This window comes from Streptomyces sp. NBC_00726, assembly GCF_045161735.1.
Taxonomy (GTDB): Bacteria; Actinomycetota; Actinomycetes; order Streptomycetales; family Streptomycetaceae; genus Streptomyces.
Genome location: NZ_CP108983.1, coordinates 5,836,417 through 5,851,773 on the forward strand (window position 1 = coordinate 5,836,417; position 15,357 = coordinate 5,851,773).

Sequence of the window (15,357 nt, forward strand, 5' to 3'; positions counted from 1 at the left end):
CGGGAAGTCCCTTGCCGGGCTGGTTAGTTTGCGCTGACCTCGACCGAGCGACAAGTGGGTAGGGCAGCGTATGGCCGTCGATCCGTTGATCGAGCTGCGAGACGTCAACAAGTTCTACGGAAAGTTGCACGTACTCCAGGACATCAATCTCACCGTCGGCCGCGGGGAGGTGGTGGTGGTCATCGGCCCGTCCGGCTCCGGGAAGTCGACGCTCTGCCGGACGATCAACCGGCTGGAGACCATCGAGTCGGGCCGCATCACCATCGACGGCAGACCGCTCCCCTCGGAGGGCCGGGGCCTGGCCCAGCTGAGGGCCGAAGTCGGCATGGTCTTCCAGTCGTTCAACCTCTTCGCGCACAAGACCGTCCTCGCCAACGTCTCCCTCGCCCAGGTCAAGGTGCGCAAGCGGAAGAAGGACGAGGCGGACCAGCGCTCCCGCGAACTCCTGGACCGGGTCGGGCTCGGCGCGCACGCCGACAAGTTCCCCGCCCAGCTCTCCGGCGGGCAGCAGCAGCGCGTCGCCATCGCCCGCGCCCTCGCCATGGACCCCAAGGCGCTCCTGTTCGACGAGCCGACCTCGGCGCTCGACCCGGAGATGATCAACGAAGTCCTCGAAGTGATGCGGCAGCTCGCCCGCGAGGGCATGACCATGGTCGTCGTCACCCATGAGATGGGCTTCGCCCGCTCCGCCGCCAACCGGGTCGTCTTCATGGCCGACGGCTGCGTCGTGGAGGACCGCACCCCGGAGGACTTCTTCACAGCCCCGGAGAGCGACCGGGCCAAGGACTTCCTGTCCAAGATCCTCAAGCACTGACGGGAGGCCCTGAGTTGCGTACGAGGAAACTGCTGGCCGCCTGTGCCGGCCTCCTGCTCGCCCTCTTCGCCGCCGGCTGCGGCAAGGACGGCAGCCCCCCGGTCAAGGGCCCGAAGGCCGACCAACTGCCCGTCTACCAGGTCGACAAGGGCTTCGAACTGCCCGGCTCCCGGACCTGGCGGAACGCGAAGAAGCGCGGCTACCTCCGGGTGGGCGCCAAGGAGGACCAGCCCTACCTGGGCGAGAAGGACCCGGCCACCGGCGTCTACTCCGGCTTCGACATCGAGATCGCCCGCATGATGTCCGCCTCGCTGGGCTTCGACCCGAAGACGATCCGCTTCAGGACGATCGCCTCCGCCAACCGCGAGACCGCCCTCCAGAACGGCCAGATCGACTACTACGTCGGCACCTACACCATCAACGACATGCGCAAGAAGCTCGTCGGCTTCGCCGGGCCCTACTACATGGCCGGCCAGGGGCTCCTGGTGCGCACCGACGAGGACGACATCCACGGCCCGCAGGACCTGGCCGGCAAGACGGTCTGCTCGGCCGCGGGCTCGACCCCGTACCAGCGGATCGCCGCCGACTACCCGAAGGCGAAGCTGGTCGCGTACGACACGTACTCGATCTGTGTCGACAACCTGCTGACGTTCCAGGTCGACGTCGTCACCACCGACGACGCGATCCTGCTCGGCTTCGCCGCCAAGGCGCCCGACGAGATGAAGGTCGTCGGCAAACCGTTCTCCGAGGAGCCGTACGGCATCGGGGTCCCGCGCAGCGACAACGCCCTGCGCTTCGCGCTGAACGACGCACTGGAGGCCAACGAGAGGAACGGCAACTGGAAGAAGGCGTTCGAAGCGACCCTCGGCCTGTCGGGCACCCCCGCGCCCGAGCCGCCGCCCATCGACCGCTACCCGGCGAACTGAGAGGACGGCCCACCCTCATGGACGTACTCACCGACAACTTCTCGCTCTACGGCAAGGGTTTCCTCGGCACCGTCGAACTCACCGTCTACGCCTCGGTCCTGGCGCTGGTCCTCGGCTTCGTCATGGCCTCGTTCCGGGTGGCGCCCGTCGGCTCGCTCCGGGTGTTCGGCACCGTCTGGGTGACGGTCCTGCGCAACACCCCGCTGACCCTGCTCTTCTTCGCCGTGCTCCTCGGCCTGCCGCGCTTCGGGCTCGTCCTGCCGTTCAACGTGTTCGCGGTCCTCGCGCTGGGGTGCTACACCTCCGCGTTCATCTGCGAGGTGCTGCGCTCCGGCATCAACACCGTGCCCACCGGGCAGGGCGAGGCGGCCCGCAGCCTCGGGATGACCTTCGGGCAGAGCCTCGGGTCCATCGTGCTGCCGCAGGCGTTCCGCTCGGTGATCCCGCCGATCGGCTCGACGCTCATCGCGCTCGCCAAGAACTCGGCGATCGCCGGGGCGTTCAGCGTCACCGAACTCCTCGGCACCTACAAGACCCTCAACGAGCTGGGATACAGCATCATCTGGACCTTCGTGTGGATCGCCGTGGGATACCTGATCATCACCCTCGCCATCAGCGCGCTCTTCCACGTCATGGAAAAGCGCTGGGGAGTCGCCCGATGACCACCCGCACCGCACCCACCGCCAACGCCCTGTACGACATCCCGGGGCCGCACACCCGTAAACGGCACCGCCTCTACGGCATCGTGTCGACGGTCCTCATCCTCGCGCTGATCGGCTGGGTGATCTATCTCCTCTTCGACACCGACCAGTTCACCGCCGCCAAGTGGACGCCCTTCGAATACAAGGGCATCCAGGAACTTCTGCTGCGCGGACTCGGCAACACCCTCAAGGCGTTCGCGTACGCCGCCGTGCTCTCGCTGGCCCTCGGTGCCGTCCTCGCGGTCGGGCGGCTGTCCGAACACCGCCCGGTGCGCTGGGTGGCGACGATCCTCGTCGAGTTCTTCCGCGCCATGCCCGTGCTGGTGATGATCTTCTTCATCTTCGTGGCGCTGAAGGTGCAGCCGCTGCCCGCGCTGGTCGCCGGACTGACGCTCTACAACGGCTCGGTGCTCGCCGAGGTGTTCCGTACCGGCATCAACTCCGTGGAGCGCGGCCAGCGCGAGGCCGCGTACGCGCTGGGCATGCGGAAGACACAGGTCACCACCTTCGTCCTGGCACCGCAGGCGATCCGCGCGATGCTGCCCACCATCATCAGCCAGCTGGTGGTGGCCCTGAAGGACACCTCGCTCGGCTACCTCATCACGTACGAGGAATTCCTCCACGCGGGCAAGCTCATCGCCTCCAATCTGGACTACGATCTGCCTTTCATCCCCGTGGTGATGGTGATCTCACCGATCTACATCGGGATGTGCATGCTGCTCTCCTGGTTCGCCACCTGGGTGGCGAGGCGGCAACGGCGCAATCCGAAGACGGAGGCGGTGGGCGTCGGACCGGCACAGCCCGGCACGCTGATGCCGGGAGGGCGGTAGACGGACGGGAGCGGGGTCCGCCCGGCAGCAGCCGGTGATCACTTCTCGCACGCGGGAAGAAGGTCAGCTGCACGCCGGCGGACCGGTCAGCCGAGGGCGCTCCTCGTCTGCCACTCGTGCCACGAGACGTTCCACGCCCCGTAGCCGTTGCCCTCCGCGACCGTGCCCTTGGTCTCCGCGCCCGTGATCTCGAACGGGTCGCCGACGCGGGCCTGCCGGTAGAGGGCTGCGGCGTCCGCGTCGCTCATCCCGACACATCCCGAACTGTGGTTGGCCCGCCCGAAGTACGCCGCGTTCCACGGCGCCGCGTGGGCGTACATGCCCGACCAGGTCAGCCGCATCGAGTAGTCGACCATCTTGTCGTACGTGTGGCCCAGGCCCACCGTCTCGGAGCGCATGTTGATCGTGCCCTCCTTCGCCATCAGCACGGCCGTCCCCCGCCACGACCGCTTGTCGCCGCCCGGAGTGCCGCCGGACACCGGCACGTCCATGACCGTACGCCCGTCCCGCTTCAGCGCCAGCCGGTGCCGGTCCAGGTCCACCCGCACCACCTGGCTCGCGCCCACCGTGAACGTCGTCGCGTAGTCCCGCACGAAGAAGCCGCCCCCGGGACCCGAGTCGACGCCGTTCAGTTCGGCGTCGAGCGTGATGCGCGTACCGGACTTCCAGTACTCCTTGGGGCGCCAGTCGACGCGGTCGCGGCCCGAGTAGTCGCGCAGCCAGCCCCAGGAGCCCTCGGTGTGGTTCGAGGTCGACACCTTGAGGGCCCTCTCGACGGCCGCCTTGTCCTTGACCGGGTTGTCGAACACGATCGACAGCGGCTGCGCGATGCCCACCGTGGTGTTCTTGCCGGGCGCGAGGCTCAGCTTGTTCACCTGGTCCGCCGCCTTCGTCGTGAACGAGGCCGTGTCACTGCCGCCCGAGGTGTCGCGCGCCTCCACGCGGTACGCGGTGCCGGGCGCCGCCACCCGGTCGGACGTCCAGGTCCGCCCGTCGGCGGAGATCCGGCCGCCGAGCGCGCCGCCCTCCCCGGCCGAAACGGTCACCTCACGCAGCTTCCCGGCCGCCAGGGTCACCGTCACCGGCTTCCCCGCGGCGGCCGATGTGCCGCGCAGGCTGACCGAGATGGAGGCCGGGGCCGCCTTCGAGGGGGCGGCGCCACCGTTCTTCCCCGACGCGGCGGCACCGCCCGAACAGGCCGTGAGGGTCACGCCGAGCACCGCGCAGCCGGCGATCAGCGCGAGCCGGGCGGGGCGCCGCGAGCGCGCCGGTATCAGGAATGCGGGATTCAACGGAATTACCTCCAGGGCCGTACTCGGTCATCGGTGAAGAGGAACGCACCGGAGCCTAAGTTCCGTAAATCCGTGGAAAAGCGGGAATTCCCCGTGTGACGGGAAGCGCAGCGCAACGGTCATCGTCCGGTCACATTCGGCGCGCGGACCCGTCACGGACCGCTGTGAGCATCCTGTGCAGCCCCGCCGGGCAGACCGCGGGGCCCACAAGGGGAGGGCCACCGACATGTCAGCGCTGCTCGCGACCGGAGACCGCCGCAGGGAACGGGACCTGCGCGTCCACGGCCTCACCGCCGACGAGCACCGGGCCCACCTGGCCACCCGGGCCGGCGCCAGCTTCCTCCAGCACCCCTCCTGGGCCGGGGTGAAAGAGGGCTGGTCCTCGGAAAGCCTCGGCTGGCACGACGACGACGGCGTCCTGAACGGCAGCGCACTCGTCCTCTACCGGCAATTCCCGGGCACCCGGAAATACTTCGCCTATCTTCCGGAGGGCCCGGCGGCCGACTGGGCCGACCCCGGAATGGACCGCTGGCTGCGCCCCCTGCTCGCCCATCTGCGCGCGGCCGGGGCGTTCGCCGTCCGCATCGGGCCCGGCCCCGCCTACCGCCGTTGGACCGGCGCCCGCCTCAAGGCCGCCACCGGCCCGGGGCGCACCGTCGGCGACGTCCTGGCGAGCGAGGTCGACCCGCTCGGCGCCGCCGTGGCCGACCGGCTGCGGGCGCGCGGCTGGCGGCGCTGCGGCGGGGACGGCGACGACGCGGACGCCCAGCCCCGGTACGTCTTCCGGGTGCCGCTCGCCGGACGCACCGCCGACGACCTGTGGTCCGGGCTCAACCAGGAATGGCGCCGCAACGTCCGCCGCGCGCAGCGGGCCGGGGTGCGGGTCGTGACCGGGAGCGCCGCCGAACTGCCCGAGTTCCACCGGCTGCTGAGGATCACCGAGGAGCGCGACGGCTTCCGGCTCGGCCGCTCGCTCGGCTACTACCAGCGCCAGTACGCGGTGCTCAACGCCGAGCGGCCCGGCCGGATGAAGCTCTGCCTCGCCGTGCACGACGGAGAGATCCTGGCCGCCCACACCATGATCAGCACCGGCCGCCGGGTCTGGTACCAGACGGGCGCCTCCGCCGACCACCGCCGCGAGGTCCGCCCCAGCAACGCGCTCCAGTGGCGGATGATGTGCGACGCCCTCGCCGGTGGCGCCGAGGTGTACGACATGCGCGGGGTATCCTCCACCCTCGACCCCCACGACCGGCCCTTCGGGCTGCTGCGCTGGAAGCTGGGCACCGGCGGGGAGGTCGTGGAGACCCTCGGAGAGTGGGAGACATCGGTGGGCGGAGCCGCCAACAACACGCTGTACCGGGCGTTCCAGGCGTACCTGGCACGCCGGTGACGGCCGCCGGCACCGCACCGGAGGCGGCCGCCCCCGAGGCGGAGAGCGGCGCGCGCGGCTCCGGCTCGGTGCTGCGCAGCGGCGCCGTGATGGCCGCCGGGTCCGTCGTCTCCCGGGCCACCGGGTTCATACGCTCGGCGGTCGTCGTCGCCGCGCTCGGCACCGGACTGCGGGCCGACGGGTACGCCGTCGCCAACACCGTGCCCAACATCCTCTACATGCTGCTCATCGGCGGCGCCCTCAACGCGGTCTTCGTCCCCGAACTCGTCCGCGCCGCCAGGGAACACGGCGACGGCGGGGCCGCGTACACCGACCGCCTGCTCACCCTGTGCACCGTGGGCCTGCTCGCCCTCACCGCGCTCGCCGTCCTCGGCGCACCGCTGATCATCCACGTGTACGCCCCCACCTACGACGGCGACCAGGCCGAACTCACCATCGCCCTGGCCCGCTACTGCCTGCCGCAGATCCTCTTCTACGGCCTGTTCACGCTCCTCGGCCAAGTCCTCAACGCCCGCGACCGGTTCGGCGCGATGATGTGGACGCCGGTCCTCAACAACCTCGTGATCATCGCCGTGTTCGGGCTCTACCTCTGGACGGCGGCCAACTCCGACGGCGCCCTCACCGCCGCGCAGGCGCAGTGGCTGGGCTGGGGCACCACGGCGGGCATCGCCGTGCAGAGCCTCGCCCTGGTGCCCTCGCTGCGCGCCGCGAAGTTCCGCTGGCGGCCCCGGTTCGACTGGCGCGGCAGCGGACTGACCCGGCCGCTGCGCGCCGCCGGCTGGCTCGTCATGCTCGTCCTCACCAACCAGGCCGCCTACTGGGTGATCACCCGGCTCGCCACCGCGAGCGGCCAGCACGCGGCGGACCAGCACCTCGCGGGCGGTGCCGGCTACACCGCGTACAGCTACGCCTACCAGCTCTGGGTCGTCCCGCAGGGCATCGTGACCGTCAGCCTCGTCACCGCGCTGATGCCGCGCATGAGCCGGGCGGCGGCCGGCGGCGACCTCGCCGGGGTGCGGCGCGACCTCTCGTACGCGCTGCGCACCTCCGCCGCCGTGGTGGTCCCGGCCGCCGCGCTCCTCCTGGCGCTCGCGCCCTGGGTGATGGGCTCGGTCTTCGGCTACGGGCGCACCGGCCCGGCGGACATCACGGTGATGGCGGGCATGATGGCCGCGTTCGCCCCCGGGCTCATCGCCTTCTCCGGGCAGTACGTGCTCTCGCGCGGGTTCTACGCGATGAGCGACACCCGCACCCCGTTCCTGCTGAACCTGGTCATCGCGGCCCTCAACGCGGGGCTCTCGGTCGCCGCCTATCTGACGCTGCCCGCGCGCTGGGCGGTGACCGGCATGGCGGGCGCGTACTCCGTCGCCCTGCTCACCGGCTTCGCCGTCACCGCGTATGTGCTGCACCGCAGGCTCTCCCCGCGCGGTGCGCCGCGCCCCTCGCTCGGCCGCTCGCCAGGGGCGCGGGCGCATGTGCGGCTGGTGGCCGCCTGTGTGCCGGCCGGTGCGCTGGCGTACGGGGCGGCCCGCGCCGTCGACACGGAGGGCTCGGGGCTCGGGGACTTCGGCGCGCTCGGTGCCGGGACCGCCGTCCTCGCGCTGGTCGTGGCGGGGCTGGCCCGGCCGCTGCGGCTCACCGAGGTGAGCGGTGCGCTGAACGCCGCCCGGGGCCGGCTGCGGCGCGGCTGAACCGGCCCGCCCCGCACGCCTGTTCGCATCCATTCCTTGACCGCTGGGATTTTGACGCCATGCCTCGCGTGCTCCTCATAGAAGACGACCCCTCGGTACGCGAAGGGGTCGAGCTGGGCCTGCGCAGGCGCGGCCACGAGCTGCGGGCCGTCGGCACCGGCGAAGCCGGACTCGCCGCGCTCGGCGACTTCCGGCCGGACCTGGTCCTCCTCGACCTGATGCTGCCCGGCATGAACGGCGTCCAGGTCTGCCGCCGCATCCGCGAGACCAGCCAGCTCCCCGTGATCATGCTGACCGCGCGCGGCGACGACTTCGACGTCGTCGTGGGCCTGGAGGCCGGCGCCGACGACTACATCGTCAAGCCCGCCCGTACCGAGGTCATCGAGGCCCGCATCCGCGCCGTGCTGCGCCGCCTCGCCGTCCCCGCCGGGCGCGGCGGCACCGAGTCGCACGGCGAACTGGCCGTCGACCGCGCCGGCCTCGCCGTCGCCAAGGCCGGCGAACGGCTGCTCCTTGCCCCCTCCGAACTGAAACTCCTGCTCCACCTCTCGGCCTCGCCGGAACAGGTCTTCAGCCGCCAGCAGCTCCTGGAACACGTATGGGAGCACAGCTACCACGGCGACGCCCGCCTGGTCGACGCCTGCGTCCGCCGCCTCCGCCAGAAGATCGAGGACGTCCCGGGCAGCCCCCGCTACATCCAGACGGTGAGAGGCTTCGGCTACCGCTTCGGACCGCTTACGTGAAACTGTTTGCCGCCCGCCTCGGCCTGCGCACCCGGCTGATCGCGGCGTTCCTGTTCGTCGCGGCCGTCAGTGCCGCCACCACCGCCGCGCTCACCTACCGTGAGGCCCGCTCCGCGATCCTCCAGCAGGCGCAGGACTCCGCCGTCGACCAGTTCCGCGACCGGGTCGGCGACCAGTCCGTCAGCCTGCCCATCGACGGCGAGCAGCTGCGCCAGGTCTGCCTGGGGCTGGCCCGGGCGGGCGGCGGGCGCGGCTGGACCGTGTTCGCCGAGTACGGGAAGCTGCGGGCCTCCTCCTCGGACCGGTCCTCGTCCGGGGTGATCACCGCCGAGCTGCGCACCGCCACCCGCGACAGCACCCACGGCTCGTTCCAGCGCGTCGTCAAGGACGGCAGGCCCTGGCTGACCGTCGGCATGCCCGCGCTCTTCGACCGGGGCGACGGCAGACAGCCCACCGGCCTCGTCCTCTATGCCGTGATGCCGCTGTCCACCGAGGAGGCCAACGTGGCCGCCATGGTCACCGCCGCCCGCGACGGCGCCCTGCCCGCCCTGCTCGTCGCCCTGGTGCCCGCGCTGCTCGCCTCCCGCAGCGTCCTGCGCCCGGTCCGCGATCTGCGCCGGGCTGCGGCGGGCATCGGCAGGGGCGAGCTCGACACCCGGATCACGGTGCGCGGCTCCGACGAACTCGCCGAGCTCGCCTGGACGTTCAACGAGTCGTCCACCAAGCTCCAGGAGTCCGTCGAGGAGCTGCGCCGGGCCGAGGAGCGGGCCAGGCGCTTCGCCTCCGATGTCTCCCACGAACTGCGCACCCCGCTCGCCGGTATGCTCGCCGTGACCGAGGTCCTGGACGAGGACGCCGGTGAGCTGCGCCCCGACACCGCCGCCGCCGTCCGCCTGATCAGCACGGAGACCGGCAAACTGGCCACCCTGGTCGAGGACTTGATGGAGATATCCCGCTTCGACGCCCGCGCGGCCGAGCTGCATCTGGACGAGGTGGATGTCGCCGAGACCGTACGCAAGACCCTCCAGGGCCGCCGCTGGGAGGGTCGGGTCACCACCGAACTCCCCGACGGCGTGCGGGCGTTGCTCGATCCGCGCCGCTTCGACGTGGTCGTCGCCAACCTGGTCGGCAACGCCCTGCGGCACGGCGCGGAGCCCGTCACCGTACGGGTGCGCGGCGGCGACCGGCTCGTCGTGGAGGTGGCGGACAGCGGGCCGGGCATCGACGCGGCGGTGCTCCCGCACATCTTCGACCGGTTCTACAAGGCCGACGCGGCCCGGACCCGGTCGGCGGGCAGCGGCCTCGGCCTCGCCATCGCCCAGGAGAACGTACGGCTGCACGGGGGGACGGTCGGCGCGGCGAACCGGCCCGGGGGCGGCGCGGTGTTCACCGTGGAGCTGCCGATGGGGGAGCGGTGAGGGGCGGGCGCGTGCTCGGCGCGCTGCTGCCCGGGCTGCTGCTCGTCACCGGGTGCGGAATCCGCGCGACGGAGGTCGTGGAGGCGGGTGAACCGGCGACCGTGGTGGTGGCCCCGGCCGATCAGCTCGGCCCCCTGCTGTACTTCGTGTCCTCGTCCTCGGCCTCCCGGCTGATGCCCGTCGTCCGGAAGCCCCGCCCCGTGCGGACCGGCGACGGCGGGTCCTGGGAAGAGGCCGGGCCCACCGGGGCGTCCGACGCCCTCCTGCTCCTCTTCATCGGGCCGACCAGGGCCGAGCACGACGCCGGACTCCGCACGGAGCTGCCCACCGGCCGGACACGCGTGGCCGTCGAGCTGAACGCGGACGGTGTGCGGGTCACCGTGGACATCCCGGTCACCGGGCTCTCCGAGGCCGCCCGCCAGCAGCTCGTCTGCACGGCGGCCCGGGCCCGTACGGCGGACCGGACCGAGGCGGTCACGGTGAAGGGCACGGACGGCGTCATCGGCCCGACGCACTGCTCGGTCTGACCGCGCTGAGGCCGCTCAGCCGGTTTTACGGGCGACCGCCCCGTAGATGCCGATCGTCGCCGGCACCGCCGCGACCGGTGCGTCCGGCCGCCAGGACGGGACGGGGACCAGGCCCGGCGCCAGGAGCTCGAAGCCGTCGAAGAACTTCTCGATCTCCGGGTGCGAGCGCGGGGTCAGGGGCGTGGTCGCGGTGGCGTACACGGCTTGCGCCGCCCGGCAGTCGGCGAAGTCGTCGGTGGCGTGCGAGAGCACCAGACAGCTGCCGGCCGGGAGCGCGTCGCGCAGGGTGGCGACGACCTGCCGGGGCCCCTGCGCGTCGGTGAGGAAGTGCAGCACCGAGGTGAGGACCAGGGCGACCGGCCGGCCGAAGTCGATGACTTCGCGGACCTGGGGATGCTCCACCACGGCCCGCGGGTCGCGGAGGTCGGCGAGCGCGACGCCGACCAGGTCGGAGCCGCGCAGCAGGGCGTCCGCGTGGGCGACGACGATCGGGTCGTGGTCGACGTACGCGACGCGCACATCGGGCGCCGCTTCCAGAGCGACCTCGTGCACATTGGGGGAGTGGGGCAGCCCGGTGCCGATGTCGAGGATCTGCCGCAGGCCCGCGCCGACGACATGGCGGACGGCGCGTTCCAGGAAGGCACGGTTGGCCCGGGCACCGGCCCGTTCCTGGGCCGCGGCGGCCACCAGCTCCTCGCCGGCCTGCTGGTCCACCCGGTAGTTGTCCTTGCCGCCGAGCAGGTAGTCGTAGATCCTTGCGGAATGAGGCCGACCGGTGTCGATCACCGGGGCGGGTAAGCCGTGCTGCCTCAAGTGGCGCTCCTCTCGGCGGCCGCTGCGGTCGGATTCCAGAGTCTGCCGATGCCGCGATCCTGCCTTTGCACCCGACAACATGTCAACTAAAGTACACAAGAGCAGGATTGATGACGGCGAGAGAGATCACCACGTGAGCGCGAGCCGTGACGAGGGGGAGCCCCACCGGGGCGCTGCCGCCGGAGGGCCGAGTCCGCGACCGCGCTCCCTCGCGCACAAGCTGAAGTCGCTCATGGCCCACCGCAAGGACGCGCGGGGCAGGGCCTATGTCTCCCGCACCCTGTCGCAGGCCGTCGACGATCTGCCCGACCCGCCCGCGACGACCTCGTTCGCGCTCATCGCGAAACTCGCCGGCGGCCAGCAGGACAACCCGACGATCAAGACCGTCCTCGCCCTGTGCCGGGCGCTCGGCGATGTGCCGCCCGCCTATTTGCTGCCGCACCCCGGCTACGACGACCTCGCCGCACTCGAAGCCTTCGAGAACCCTCTCGCGCGACGCGTGCTCGTCCTGCTGGGCGACCTGCCGGAGAGCGAAGTCCGTAAGGTGATCGCGCAATTGGAGGACCGGCGCCGAACCCTCGGCCTGCCCGCCGTGCCCGACGACGGTCCGGGCGCGGAGCAGCCGAAGAGGGCCCGGCGCCGACGGACCAAAACCGAAGCCGCCCAGTATGCGGCCGATGCACTGGAAGGTCTCTGATGGACGGCTTGATATTCGGCGCCTGCACCGTCGCGGGAGTGCTCGTCACCGCGCTCTGCGCCCGCAGAGCCCTGCACCACCCGCGCGTGTTCACCTGGTTAATCGCGGTCGCGTTCGGCGTGTGCACCGTGGGCGTCTTCTTCGCGGTCCCCGCGGTCGCCGGGGCGGCCGAGGAGGTCACCGGCCTGGACAACGCCGGGAAGCTGGTGGCGCACATCTGCGCCATCCTCTGGTGCGCGGCACTCCAGATGACGATGGTGGACCTGGCCTACCGCCCGGAGTATCTGCGCGCCGCCATGTACCAGCGGGTGTGCCTGGCGGTGGTCATCCTGGCCGTCATGGTCCCGCTGTTCCTCGCCACGAACGGCCAGGACGTCGAGTTCACCACGGCGTACGCCGACCACTCGTCCGTGACCGCCTACTTGCTGGTCTACCTCTTCTACGTCCTGATCACCTGCGGTGAACTCGCCTTCATGTGCGGCCGCACCGCCCGCCGGGCCCGGGCCGCCCGCCCCTGGACCGGCGCCGGCTTCACCCTGTGCGTGCTCGCGGCCGCCCTGGGCGTCGGCTACACGGTGTCCAAGGGGTCGTACCTCGTCTTCTACGCGCTCGGCAGCCCCTGGTCCCTCGATGCCGAGGAGGCGGTGAGCCCGGCACTGAGCGGGCTCGCCGTCCTTTTCGCCTTCGCCGGTCTGACCATGCCGATGCTCGGCGGGCTGCGCCGGCGGCTGCGCGGCGGCGGCGAACAGCCCGCGGAAAGCCTCGGCCAGTAGCCGGACCCGTCCTATGTCCCCGCGCGGTGCGAGGCGCGCGGTGCGGGGACCGGGGCCTGGGCCGCGCGGGTGACGTCGGCCACCAGCTCGACCACATCGGGGCCGTATGCCTGGGAGTTGACCACCTTCAGGAGCAGGCAGAAGGTGTTGTTGCCGTGCTTGCGGGCGAGGCGTTCGTGGTTACGGGCCAGGTAGCGGGTGGCGGCCTGGTTGGTGATGGCCTGCTGGCCGCAGAAGAGGAAGACCGGTCTGGCGTCCTGACCGGTCGTCAGCCGGGCCAGCAGCACGTACTCACTGGCGCCCTTCTCGACCCGGTAGCGCTCCGAGCCGATCTGGAAGGCGCCCCGGTCGGGGCCGGGCTCCGGTTCGGTGTTGATCCGCACCCCGGGGAGCAGCGAGTGGAGGTGCGCGGCCATCCGGCGGTTCGACACCGGGCCGCCGACGCAGAATTCGGTGCGCTCGCCTATGCCCTGCTGCGCGATGTCATGGGACAGGATCTGGGCGTGCGCCTCGCAGTCCTTGATCAGCGCGGACAGTTCGAGCAGGGCGAAGACGTCGTGGCGGTGGACGGAGCCGTCGCCGCCCGCGTCGCGGTTGACGACGAGCAGGCACTCGGAGTTCCCGGGCAGCCCGAAGAACGCCTGCTTGCGGCGCAGCTTCCGGCGCCACAGATAGGTGCGCGCGAGCCAGCCGAGGGCGGCGCTGATGCCGGCGGCCAGCACGCCCAGCACGATGTTGCGTACGTCGTCAGTCATGGGCGGGCATGTTAGCGGGCATTCGGCCTCAAGTTCGAGGCGGTCCTGACGGGGCGGCCGGGGCGGCGTTACCCTGCGCGGACGATCCTTCACCGGAGGTTGCGCATGCGACGTTCCAGCAGGCGAAATGTGTCGTTGGCGGCGATTCTGGCCGCCGTCGTGTCGGTCGGGGCCGCCGCCCCCTCCTCGTCCGCCCATCCCGGACATTCCCCCGCGCCACCGCCCAAGTCGCCCGTCGCGGTGGGATATGGGGGCGCGGTCTCCAGCGTCGACGCGGACGCCACGGCCGCAGGTATCGAGGTGCTGCGCAACGGGGGCAACGCGGTCGACGCCGCCGTGGCCACGGCCGCCGCGCTCGGCGTCACCGAGCCGTACTCGGCGGGGCTCGGCGGCGGTGGCTACTTCGTCTACTACGACGCCCGCAGCCACACCGTCCGCACCATCGACGGCCGCGAGACCGCACCGCGCAGCGCCGACGCCTCCCTCTTCCTGGAGAACGGCAAGCCGCTCGCCTTCGCGGACGCCGTGACCAGCGGGCTCGGCGTCGGCACCCCCGGCACGCCCGCCACCTGGGACACCGCCTTGAAATCCTGGGGCAGCAAATCGCTCCGGCAGGTCCTGAAGCCGGCCGAGCGGATCGCCCGGGACGGCTTCGTCGTGGACGAGACGTTCCGCTCGCAGACGGCCGGCAACGAGGAGCGGTTCCGGGACTTCCCGGCCACCCGCAAGCTGTTCCTGCCCGGCGGAAAGCTCCCCGAGGTCGGCTCGGTCCTCAGGAACCCGGACCTGGCCCGCACCTACGAGCAGGTCGGCCGCGAGGGCATGGACGAGCTGTACCGGGGCGAGCTGGCCGAGGACGTCGTACGGGCCGTACGCAACCCGCCCGTCGACCCGGCGTCCGACCGGGTGGTACGCCCCGGCGACCTGACCGCGAAGGACCTGCGCTCCTACCGCGCGCTGCGGCAGGCGCCGACGAAGGTGAACTACCGGGGGCTCGACGTGTACGGCATGGCGCCGTCCTCGTCCGGCGGCACGACGGTGGGCGAGGCCCTCAACATCCTGGAGTCCACGGACCTCTCGCGGGCGAGCGAGGCCGAGTATCTGCACCGGTACATCGAGGCGAGCCGCATCGCGTTCGCGGACCGGGGGCGCTGGGTCGGCGACCCCGCCTTCGAGAACGTGCCGACGAAGCAGCTGCTCGGTCAGCGGTTCGCGGACGCGCGAGCCTGCCTGATCAAGGACGACGCGGCGCTGACCAGCCCGCTCGCGCCGGGCGACCCGCGCCACCCCGGCGCCTGCCGGTCCACGGGGAAGGCCGCGCCGACCACGTACGAGGGTGAGAACACCACGCACCTGACGACCGCCGACAAGTGGGGCAACGTCGTCGCGTACACGCTGACGATCGAGCAGACCGGCGGCAGCGGGATCACCGTGCCGGGGCGCGGCTATCTGCTCAACAACGAGCTGACCGACTTCTCCTTCGCACCGGCCGACCCCGCCGTCCACGACCCGAATCTGCCCGGCCCCGGCAAGCGCCCGCGCTCCTCGATCTCGCCGACCATCGTCCTCCGGCACGGCGAGCCGGTCCTCGCCGTCGGTTCGCCCGGCGGGGCGACCATCATCACCACCGTGCTCCAGACGCTGACCGGCAAACTGGACCGGGGGCTCCCGCTGGTCGACGCCATCGCCGCGCCCCGGGCCAGCCAGCGCAACGCACCGGCCACCGAGCTGGAACCGGCCCTCTGGAACAGCCCGTTGCGGGCGAAGCTGGAATCCCTCGGCCATGTCTTCAGCCTCAACCAGGAGATCGGCGCGGCGACCGGCGTACAACGGCTGCCCGACGGGCGGTGGCTCGCCGCGGCCGAGCCGGAGCGGCGCGGCGGCGGCTCGGCGATGGTGGTGAGGCCGACCGGGCGGCCGTGACCGGCGCGCCGGGAGCGCGTGGGCGGGGACCAGGGCGGGTCCGGAAAGCCGCGCCGTCGGGCGG

Annotated in this window: 15 protein-coding genes; 12 read left to right on the forward strand and 3 right to left on the reverse strand. The window is 71.8% G+C overall.

The features are described 5' to 3' along the window. Positions 1 to 70 precede the first annotated feature (70 nt). From OG338_RS25985 to OG338_RS26000, 4 genes are read left to right on the forward strand one after another with little or no spacing between them, the layout of a single operon-like run. Positions 71 to 814, forward strand: coding sequence for an amino acid ABC transporter ATP-binding protein (locus OG338_RS25985; protein WP_405939638.1), 744 nt, complete (start codon positions 71 to 73; stop codon positions 812 to 814). Between the two features lie 14 nt (positions 815 to 828). Further along, positions 829 to 1,740, forward strand: a complete 912-nt coding sequence (locus tag OG338_RS25990) for a glutamate ABC transporter substrate-binding protein (protein WP_405939639.1) — start codon at positions 829 to 831, stop codon at positions 1,738 to 1,740. 17 nt (positions 1,741 to 1,757) lie between these two features. Next, complete coding sequence (locus tag OG338_RS25995) at positions 1,758 to 2,402, forward strand: amino acid ABC transporter permease (RefSeq protein WP_405939640.1); 645 nt, start codon at positions 1,758 to 1,760, stop codon at positions 2,400 to 2,402. Continuing rightward, positions 2,399 to 3,271 (forward strand): amino acid ABC transporter permease, encoded by an 873-nt coding sequence (locus OG338_RS26000; RefSeq protein WP_405939641.1) that lies wholly within the window; start codon positions 2,399 to 2,401, stop codon positions 3,269 to 3,271. Before OG338_RS25995 ends, OG338_RS26000 begins: the two co-directional genes overlap by 4 nt. Positions 3,272 to 3,357: 86 nt before the next feature. Here OG338_RS26000 and OG338_RS26005 read toward each other — a convergent pair whose 3' ends face one another. Further along, on the reverse strand, positions 3,358 to 4,563 hold the full coding sequence (locus OG338_RS26005) for an Ig-like domain-containing protein (RefSeq protein ID WP_405939642.1): 1,206 nt from the start codon (positions 4,561 to 4,563) through the stop codon (positions 3,358 to 3,360). A 226-nt stretch (positions 4,564 to 4,789) separates the two neighbouring features. Between OG338_RS26005 and OG338_RS26010 the strand changes: the two genes are divergently transcribed. From OG338_RS26010 to OG338_RS26030, 5 genes are read left to right on the forward strand one after another with little or no spacing between them, the layout of a single operon-like run. Then, complete coding sequence (locus tag OG338_RS26010) at positions 4,790 to 5,953, forward strand: lipid II:glycine glycyltransferase FemX (protein WP_405939643.1); 1,164 nt, start codon at positions 4,790 to 4,792, stop codon at positions 5,951 to 5,953. Next, positions 5,950 to 7,644, forward strand: a complete 1,695-nt coding sequence (murJ, locus tag OG338_RS26015) for a murein biosynthesis integral membrane protein MurJ (RefSeq protein ID WP_405939644.1) — start codon at positions 5,950 to 5,952, stop codon at positions 7,642 to 7,644. The genes OG338_RS26010 and murJ overlap by 4 nt, the downstream gene beginning before the upstream one ends. A gap of 59 nt (positions 7,645 to 7,703) precedes the next feature. Next, entirely contained in the window at positions 7,704 to 8,387 is a 684-nt protein-coding gene (locus tag OG338_RS26020; protein WP_405939645.1) for a response regulator, read from the forward strand. Further along, positions 8,384 to 9,805, forward strand: coding sequence for an ATP-binding protein (locus OG338_RS26025; RefSeq protein WP_405939646.1), 1,422 nt, complete (start codon positions 8,384 to 8,386; stop codon positions 9,803 to 9,805). The genes OG338_RS26020 and OG338_RS26025 overlap by 4 nt, the downstream gene beginning before the upstream one ends. An 11-nt stretch (positions 9,806 to 9,816) precedes the next feature. Beyond that, positions 9,817 to 10,332 (forward strand): hypothetical protein, encoded by a 516-nt coding sequence (locus OG338_RS26030; RefSeq protein ID WP_405939647.1) that lies wholly within the window; start codon positions 9,817 to 9,819, stop codon positions 10,330 to 10,332. A 15-nt stretch (positions 10,333 to 10,347) separates the two neighbouring features. Here the strand turns inward: OG338_RS26030 and OG338_RS26035 are convergent, their stop codons facing one another. Then, positions 10,348 to 11,145, reverse strand: a complete 798-nt coding sequence (locus OG338_RS26035) for an SAM-dependent methyltransferase (protein ID WP_405939648.1) — start codon at positions 11,143 to 11,145, stop codon at positions 10,348 to 10,350. Between the two features lie 133 nt (positions 11,146 to 11,278). On the opposite strand from OG338_RS26035, the gene OG338_RS26040 reads away from it, so the two are divergent. Both OG338_RS26040 and OG338_RS26045 read left to right on the forward strand, forming a co-directional pair. Then, a complete protein-coding gene (locus OG338_RS26040; protein WP_405939649.1) occupies positions 11,279 to 11,842 on the forward strand; it encodes a hypothetical protein in 564 nt (187 codons plus the stop codon). Then, a complete protein-coding gene (locus tag OG338_RS26045; RefSeq protein WP_405939650.1) occupies positions 11,842 to 12,615 on the forward strand; it encodes a hypothetical protein in 774 nt (257 codons plus the stop codon). The genes OG338_RS26040 and OG338_RS26045 overlap by 1 nt, the downstream gene beginning before the upstream one ends. Before the next feature lie 11 nt (positions 12,616 to 12,626). On the opposite strand, the gene OG338_RS26050 is transcribed toward OG338_RS26045, so the two are convergent. Beyond that, positions 12,627 to 13,370 carry a hypothetical protein gene (locus tag OG338_RS26050; protein ID WP_405939651.1) on the reverse strand — a complete coding sequence of 248 codons (744 nt, stop codon included), beginning with the start codon at positions 13,368 to 13,370 and terminating at the stop codon, positions 12,627 to 12,629. A 105-nt stretch (positions 13,371 to 13,475) separates the two neighbouring features. Here OG338_RS26050 and ggt point away from each other — a divergent pair, with 105 nt between their 5' ends. Beyond that, positions 13,476 to 15,293 (forward strand): gamma-glutamyltransferase, encoded by a 1,818-nt coding sequence (gene ggt / locus OG338_RS26055; protein ID WP_405939652.1) that lies wholly within the window; start codon positions 13,476 to 13,478, stop codon positions 15,291 to 15,293. Positions 15,294 to 15,357 lie beyond the last annotated feature (64 nt).

Coding starts and splice junctions, on each gene's coding strand:
- OG338_RS25985 (WP_405939638.1), top strand. CDS start 71: ATGGCCGTCGATCCGTTGATCGAGCTGCGAGACGTCAACAAGTTCTAC.
- OG338_RS25995 (WP_405939640.1), top strand. CDS start 1,758: ATGGACGTACTCACCGACAACTTCTCGCTCTACGGCAAGGGTTTCCTC.
- OG338_RS26000 (WP_405939641.1), top strand. CDS start 2,399: ATGACCACCCGCACCGCACCCACCGCCAACGCCCTGTACGACATCCCG.
- OG338_RS26010 (WP_405939643.1), top strand. CDS start 4,790: ATGTCAGCGCTGCTCGCGACCGGAGACCGCCGCAGGGAACGGGACCTG.
- OG338_RS26020 (WP_405939645.1), top strand. CDS start 7,704: ATGCCTCGCGTGCTCCTCATAGAAGACGACCCCTCGGTACGCGAAGGG.
- OG338_RS26045 (WP_405939650.1), top strand. CDS start 11,842: ATGGACGGCTTGATATTCGGCGCCTGCACCGTCGCGGGAGTGCTCGTC.
- OG338_RS26050 (WP_405939651.1), bottom strand. CDS start 13,370: ATGACTGACGACGTACGCAACATCGTGCTGGGCGTGCTGGCCGCCGGC.
- ggt (WP_405939652.1), top strand. CDS start 13,476: ATGCGACGTTCCAGCAGGCGAAATGTGTCGTTGGCGGCGATTCTGGCC.